Source organism: Dermacoccus sp. UBA1591 (genome assembly GCF_002322065.1).
In the GTDB taxonomy this organism is placed as follows: Bacteria; Actinomycetota; Actinomycetes; order Actinomycetales; family Dermatophilaceae; genus Dermacoccus; species Dermacoccus nishinomiyaensis.
This window is the reverse complement of sequence record NZ_DCNR01000072.1, coordinates 20,481-27,947: the sequence shown is the minus strand read 5'-3', so window position 1 is coordinate 27,947 and position 7,467 is coordinate 20,481. Positions and strand designations below refer to the sequence as shown.

Sequence of the window (7,467 nt, the reverse complement as noted above, 5' to 3'; positions counted from 1 at the left end):
CTCCGGACCCGGCGGTCTCGAATCGATCGCGCTGAGGTACAGGCGCGATCAGTGGATCTGCGCGATCAGAGGTTGATCATGTGCCCGGCGATGCCGTGCACGGCTTCCTTCACGGCCTCTCCCAGCGTCGGGTGGGCGAAGATGTTGCGCGAGACCTCGTCGGCCGTCAGATCCCACTGCTGCGCGAGGGTCAGTACCGGGAGCATCTCGGTGACGTCGGGGCCGATCATCGCGGCGCCGAGCAGTTCGTCGTGCTTAGCGTCTGCGATGACCTTGACGAAGCCCACGGCCTCGCCGAGGCCCTGCGCCTTGCCGTTCGCGGAGAACGGGAACGTCGCCGTCTTGACGTCGTAGCCCTTCTCCTTGGCCTGAGCCTCGGAGTAACCGAACGAGGCGACCTGCGGCTGGCAGTACGTCGCGCGCGGGATCATGTCGTAGTTGATCTCCATCGTCTCGACGCCCGCGATGGTCTCGGCGGCGACGATGCCCATGGCCTCGGCGGTGTGCGCGAGCATGAGCTTGGCCGTCACGTCACCGATGGCGTAGACCTTGTCGACGTTGGTGCGGCCGCGCGCGTCGATCTCGATGGCGCCGCGCTCGGTGAGCTTGACGCCGAGATCCTCCAGGCCGTAGCCCTCGACGCGCGGCTTGAAGCCGAACGCCGACAGCATCTTGTCGGCCTCGAGCACCTGCGAGTCGCCGCCCTTGGCGGGGGAGACGGTGACCTTGACGCCGGAGCCGGTGTCCTCGGCCTTCTCGACCTTCGTGCCGGTCATGACCTTGATGCCGAGCTTCTTGTACTGCTTGAGCAGCTCCTTGGACACGTCCGCGTCCTCGGTCGGCACCATGCGGTCGGCGAACTCGACGATCGTCACGTCGACGCCGAAGTTCTTCATGACGTAGGCGAACTCGACGCCGATGGCGCCCGAACCGCCGATGATGATGGAGCCCGGCAGCTCCTCCGAGAGGATCTGCTCCTCGTAGGAGACGATGTTCTTGCTGAGGTCGACCCCGGGCATCGTGCGCACGGTGGCGCCCGTCGCGATGATGAGGTTGTCGTAGGTGACGCTCTGGGTGGAGCCGTCCTCACCCTTCACGTCGATGGAGTGGTCGGCCTTGAGCGTGCCGTGACCGTTGATCTCCGTGATCTTGTTCTTCTTCATCAGGTAGTGAACACCCTTGACGATGTTCGACGAGACCTGACGGGAACGCTTGTGCGTGGGCCCGAACGCCATCGTGGCGTCGCCCTCGATGCCGAACTTCTCCTTCTCGTGCGTGAGCACGTGCGCGAGTTCGGCGTTCTTCAGCAGAGCTTTCGAGGGGATGCACCCGACATTGAGGCAGACACCTCCCCAGTACTTCTGCTCGATAACGGCGGCGCTCAGGCCGAGCTGGGAGGCGCGGATAGCCGCGACGTACCCACCCGGGCCGGCGCCGAGGACGACGACATCAAAATGATTGGCCACGAGGCAGAGCCTAGACCCATCGGAGCGCAGGGTGTGAGTGCAGGTAGTTACTGACGGGTAGAAGTTTGCGGTGCCCGGTCCCGACCGTTCCCGTGCGCCTCGCGGCGCGTGGGGCTCAGTCGTCCGTCGCCTCGGTGTGCTGCGCGAGCAGCTCCTGCGCCAAGGGCGTGTCGACGACGATCGAGGTGAGGTAGCCCCCGCGGATGCCGGCCGCGACGGCCGCGGCGCGCGCCCGACCGTGCGACAGGGCCACGACGTGGGTGATGAGCCGCAGGTCGTCGGGGCGCATGCTGACCAGACGTGCCGTCAGGCCCGCGTGCACCGGCGCGCCGGTCACGTCGAACAGGGAGCCGGCGATCTCGCCGACGACCTGCAGGCGCGCGAGATCGTCGCGCTCGTCGTCGCTCGCGAGGTCGAACAGGGTGCTCTCGCCACTGCTCCACCCGCCGACGCCGACGAGTGCGAGGGAGCAGTGCTTGGCGTCGTCGAGGGTGCCTGCGACGCTCGCCTGAGCGCGGATGACGGCGGCCGCAGCGGCGTCGTCGGCAACGAGCGGCGCGTAGAAGACGCGGGGTTCTCCGCCGGTGAGGCGGGCGGCGTCACGCACGACGTCGACGGGGGAGGATTCGTACGCCGGCAGGTCGAGGGCCCCGGAGAGCTGGACGATCGGCACGGGTGGCAGACCGTCGAAGTGGCGCACCGCCTTGGCGACCATCCGGCTCCATGGCAGCCCGATGACGTCGGTCGGCTGCGCGAGGCGCCGCATGAGGTCGGCGCCGCGGCGGGCGAGCTCGTCCTGCGCGGCGTCCGTCTCGAGTTCCTCGACGTCGACGACGACGGCGTGTGCGAGCCCGAACGCGTCGCGCAGGCGGCGTTCGAGGTGCTCGCACCCGGCGCCGGGGTCGACGACGTCGATGCGGACGATTCCCTGGTCGCGGGCCTCCTCGAGCAGGCGCGCCACCTTGAACCGACTGATGTCGAGCTCTTCGGCGATGGCCACCTTGGAGGCGTCGTCGAGGTAGTAGCGACGTGCTGCGTGGACCATGAGGCGCTGATGCTGCGGTGCGCTCGCGTCGACCATGGGAACTCCCGGCGTTCGTAGCGTGAATCGTGGGTTGACATTGTGTGTCGAATCACACTCTACTCATATGTGCCTGCTAGTGCTCAAGTGAGCATGGTGCTCGTTCGAGCATTGCACACCAGGCACGACGACATGGGAGGTTTCGTGGGACGACGACGAAATGGCATCGCCCTCCTCGCCGCGACAGCACTGGTGGGCGGGTCTACGACCGCGTGCGCGGGCTGGGGTGGCGGGGTCTCATCGGGTGGCAAGGACAGCATCAACGTCCTCATGGTCAACAACCCGCAGATGATGGACCTGCAGAAGCTCGCGCCGGATTTCGAGAAGGAGACGGGCATCCACGTCAACTTCACGGTGCTGCCGGAGGACGACCTGCGCGACAAGACGAGTCAGGAGTTCAGCGCCCAGGCCGGTCAGTACGACGTCGCGACGTTGAGCAACTTCGAGATCCCGATCTACGCGAAGGCCGGCTGGGTCGCGGATCTCACGAGCCACGTCAAGGCCGACACCCAGTTTGACCAGGACGACATCCTCGCTCCCATGACGAAGGCGCTCAGCGTCGACGGGAAGATCTACGGCGAGCCGTTCTACGGCGAGTCGAGCTTCCTCATGTACCGCAAGGACATCCTGGCGTCGAAGGGCATCACGATGCCCGCGAACCCGACGTGGCCGCAGGTCGCCGACATCGCGGCCAAGGTCGACGGCGCCCAGCCGGGCATGCGCGGCATCTGCCTGCGTGGTCAGCCAGGATGGGGTCAGCTGTTCGCGCCGCTGACGACCGTCGTCAACACCTTCGGGGGCACCTGGTTCACGAAGGACTGGCAGGCGCAGGTCGACTCGCCCGAGTTCAAGCAGGCGACGAACTTCTACGTCGACCTCGTCAGGAAGCACGGTGAGGCCGGAGCGCCGCAGGCGGGCTTCACCGAGTGCCTCAACAACACCCAGCAGGGCAAGACGGCGATGTGGTACGACGCGACGTCGGCCGCCGGTTCCCTCGAGGCCAAGGGCTCGCCGGTGGCCGGGAAGATGGGCTACGCGCCGGCTCCCGTCGTCAAGACCAAGAATGCCGGTTGGCTGTACGCCTGGGCGTGGGCGATCGAGCAGAAGTCCGAGAAGAAGGACGCTGCCTGGAAGTTCGTCTCGTGGGCCTCGGGCAAGAAGTACGAGAAGCTCGTCGGCGAGAAGATCGGCTGGTCGTCGGTCCCCTCCGGCAAGCGCGCCTCGACGTACGAGATCCCCGAGTACGTCGCCTCCGCGAAGGCGTTCGCCGAACCCGCGAAGAAGGCCATCGAGTCGGCTCAGCCCGACAACCCGGGCGTCCAGCCCCGACCCGCCGGCGGCATCCAGTTCGTCGACATCCCCGAGTTTCCGGCCCTGGGCACGCAGGTCAGCCAGGAGGTCAGCTCGGCCATCGCCGGCAAGCAGAGCGTCGATGCGGCGCTCGAGACGGGCCAGGAGCTCGCGAGCGACGTGGCCGAGGACTATCGCAAGCGTGAAGGGAAGTGAGTGACGTGAGCACCAACGCGCTCGCACGAGGGGACGAGGACGACTTCGAGCACCGCGACCCCGACAACCACGATCTCGAACCGGCTCCGGGCGGCAAGACAGCCCTGGCCCGGACGGGAGCCTGGGCGCGCCGCGCGCCGCTGCTGCCGGCGCTGATCTTCATGATCATCGCGACGCAGCTGCCGTTCGTCGCGACCATCGTCATCTCGATGATGCGCTGGAACGCGTATTACCCCGATGACGTCGGATTCGCCGGCTTCGACAACTTCGTCACGGTGTTCACGGACGTCAACACCCGCAAGGCGATCTGGGTGACAATCCTGCTCACGCTCATCGTCGTCATCATCAGCCTGCTGCTCGGGCTCGGCATCGCGCTGCTGCTCGATCGCAAGTTCAAGGGCCGCGGCATCGTCCGAACCCTCATGATCACGCCGTTCCTCATCGTGCCCGTCGCCGCGGCGCTGCTGTGGAAGCACGCGCTGTTCAACCCCGAGTACGGCCTGTTCAACGGATTCCTCAAGATGGTTCTCGGCGACGACGCTCCGCAGCCGGACTGGATCACGAACAACCCGCTGCTCGCGGTGGCGGTCTCGCTCATCTGGCAGTGGACGCCGTTCATGATGCTCATCTTGCTCGCGGGTCTGCAGTCGCGCCCGATGGACGTCGTCGAGGCCGCGCGCATCGACGGTGCGTCGAACTGGCAGATCTTCAAGCACATGACGCTGCCGCACCTGCGCCCGTACATCGAGCTGAGCACCCTGCTCGGCGCGATCTACATCGTGCAGAACTTCGACGCCGTCTTCACGATCACCTCGGGTGGTCTCGGCACTGCGAACCTGCCGTACCTCATCTACCAGACCTTCTACCAGGCCCACGACTACGGTCAGGCCTCCGCAGCCGGTGTGATCGTCGTCCTCGGCACGATCATCATCGCGACGGCCGCCCTGCGCACCGTCCTCAGCCTCTTCAAGGAGGAGAACTGATGAGCACTCCCGCCTCCGCGGCCGCTGCACCCGCCGCGACGCCGAAGTCCTCCGGGCCCGCGTACACGCCGAACCCGAATAAGAGGTCGGGCGCCCTGCTCGGCGTCCTCGCCTGGATCATCGGCCTGCTGTTCGTCCTGCCCGTCGTGTGGATGGTGTGGATCTCGTTCCACTCCGAGAACGACGCGGCCACCAACCCGCCCAAGTTCGACGCTCCCTTCTCGACGGAGGGCTACAAGAACTTCTTCGACTCGAACCCGTGGCCGTCCCTGGCGAACTCGCTGACGGCGAGCGTCGTCTCGACCCTCATCGTCCTGCTGCTCGCCCTGCCGGCCGCGTACGCCCTGTCGATCCGTCCGGTGAAGAAGTGGTCGGACGTGTTGTTCTTCTTCCTGTCGACGAAGTTCATGCCCGTGGTCGCAGCGCTGCTGCCGATCTACCTGTTCGCGCAGAAGGTCAACCTGCTCGACAACATCTGGCTTCTCATCCTGCTGTACACGTCGATGAACCTGCCGATCGCGATCTGGATGCTGCGCAGCTTCCTCGCCGAGGTTCCGAGCGAGATGCTCGAGGCCGCCCAGGTCGACGGCGCCGGTCTCGTGCGCACGCTGCGTGAGGTCATCGCGCCGGTCGTCATGCCCGGCATCGCCTCGGCCGCGCTCATCTGCTTCATCTTCAGCTGGAACGAGATGCTGTTCGCCCGCGTGCTCACCGGTACGGTGGCGGAGACCGCGCCCGTGTTCCTCACGGGCTTCGTGACGAGTCAGGGCCTATTCCTCGCCAAGGTGTGCGCCGCGTCGATCGTCGTGTCGCTGCCCGTCCTCGCCGCCGGTTTCGCCGCGCAGGACAAGCTGGTCCAGGGCCTGTCGATGGGAGCTGTTCGCTGATGGCCGTCCGCCTTTTGCAATCCACGTTGGCCGAGCTGCCGGAACAGGTGGCGCGCCCCACCTACGACCGCGCGAAGCTGACGACGGGCATCGTCCACTTCGGCGTCGGCGGCTTCCACCGCGCGCATGAGGCGATGTACCTCGATCGCCTCATGAACGACGGCGAGGCATTCGACTCGGCCATCACGGGCGTGGGGGTGCTGCCGCACGACAAGCGCATCGTCGACACCCTCAACGCGCAGGACGGGCTCTACACCCTCGTCCTCAAGCACCCTGACGGCACCCGCGAGCCGCGCGTCATCGGCTCGATCCAGAAGATGCTGTTCGCGCCCGACGACCCCGACGCGGTCATCGACCTCATGGCGAGTCCGGAGGTCAAGATCGTCTCGCTGACGATCACCGAGGGCGGCTACCTCGTCAACCAGGTGACGGGGGAGTTCGAGGCATCCAACCCGGGCATCCAGCACGACCTGGCCGACGGGGCGTCACCGCAGACGGCGTTCGGGCTCATCGTCGAGGCGATCCGACGCCGTCGCGACGCGGGGCTCACGCCGTTCACCGTCATGAGCTGCGACAACCTGCCGGGCAACGGCGAGATCGCGCGGCGCATGATGACGGCGTACGCCGAGCTGAAGGACCCGTCGGTCGCGCAGTACATGCGCGATCACGTCGCGTTCCCGAACTCCATGGTCGACCGCATCACGCCCGTCACGGCGCCGGAGGACATCGCCGAGCTTGCCGACACGTTCGGTGTCGAGGACGGCTGGCCGGTCGTGTGCGAACCGTTCGCCCAGTGGGTGCTGCAGGACGAGTTCACCAACGGGCGCCCGCCGTTCGAGGATGCCGGGGTCCAGATCGTCGACGACGTCGAACCGTACGAGCTGATGAAGCTGCGCCTGCTCAACTGCGGCCACCAGACGCTCTGCTACGTCGGCTACCTCGCCGGTTACCGCTACGCGCACGAGGTGTGCAGCGACCCGTTGTTCGTCGACTTTCTGCTCGGTTACATGGAGAAGGAGGGTTCGGCGACGCTGCCGGAGGTGCCCGGGGTCGACCTCGACGCCTACCGTCACGAGCTCATCGCGCGGTTCGCCAACCCCGAGGTGCGCGACACGCTCGCCCGGCTGTGCATGGAGAGCAGCGACCGCATCCCCAAGTGGCTCGTGCCGGTCGTCAAGCACAACCTGGCGCACGGCGGCGAGATCGACCGCTCGGCCCTTGTCATCGCGTCGTGGGCGCGCTACGCCGAGGGCGCCGACGAGCAGGGCGACCCGATCGACGTCAACGATCGCGCCAAGGAGGCCGTCATGGCGGCCGCAGCGGCGCAGCAGGACGACAAGCTCGCGTTCCTGCGCAACCCGGACTTCTTCGGCGACCTCGTCGACGACGAACGATTCACGACGGCCTACGTCGCGGCACTCGACTCGCTGCACGAGGTCGGAGCCCGAGCCACGCTCGAGGCCCGCGCCGCCCAGGACGCCCGCCCCGGCGCGTGAGCCGGCACGGTGACGTCGGGGTGACCTGACGAGGCGTGGTCGGCGCCG

At 66.9% G+C, this 7,467-nt stretch carries 6 protein-coding genes; 4 read left to right on the top strand and 2 right to left on the bottom strand.

The annotated features are described in order from the left end of the window. Window positions 1-65: 65 nt before the first annotated feature. Entirely contained in the window at window positions 66-1,466 is a 1,401-nt protein-coding gene (gene lpdA, locus B2284_RS07445) for a dihydrolipoyl dehydrogenase (protein WP_074040710.1), read from the bottom strand. Window positions 1,467-1,581: 115 nt separating this feature from the next. Continuing rightward, window positions 1,582-2,547 (bottom strand): sugar-binding transcriptional regulator, encoded by a 966-nt coding sequence (locus tag B2284_RS07440; RefSeq protein ID WP_083603940.1) that lies wholly within the window; start codon window positions 2,545-2,547, stop codon window positions 1,582-1,584. 132 nt (window positions 2,548-2,679) lie between these two features. Between B2284_RS07440 and B2284_RS07435 the strand changes: the two genes are divergently transcribed. The 4 genes from B2284_RS07435 (at window position 2,680) to B2284_RS07420 (ending at window position 7,419) form a co-directional block, all read left to right on the top strand. Then, window positions 2,680-4,053, top strand: coding sequence for an ABC transporter substrate-binding protein (locus tag B2284_RS07435; protein WP_074040709.1), 1,374 nt, complete (start codon window positions 2,680-2,682; stop codon window positions 4,051-4,053). Between the two features lie 104 nt (window positions 4,054-4,157). Further along, the gene (locus B2284_RS07430) at window positions 4,158-5,036 is read left to right on the top strand and encodes a carbohydrate ABC transporter permease (protein WP_243754814.1); all 879 of its coding nucleotides are present in this window, start codon (window positions 4,158-4,160) and stop codon (window positions 5,034-5,036) included. Then, window positions 5,036-5,923, top strand: a complete 888-nt coding sequence (locus tag B2284_RS07425; RefSeq protein WP_006944162.1) for a carbohydrate ABC transporter permease — start codon at window positions 5,036-5,038, stop codon at window positions 5,921-5,923. Before B2284_RS07430 ends, B2284_RS07425 begins: the two co-directional genes overlap by 1 nt. After that, window positions 5,923-7,419 (top strand): mannitol dehydrogenase family protein, encoded by a 1,497-nt coding sequence (locus B2284_RS07420; protein WP_006944266.1) that lies wholly within the window; start codon window positions 5,923-5,925, stop codon window positions 7,417-7,419. Before B2284_RS07425 ends, B2284_RS07420 begins: the two co-directional genes overlap by 1 nt. Window positions 7,420-7,467 lie beyond the last annotated feature (48 nt).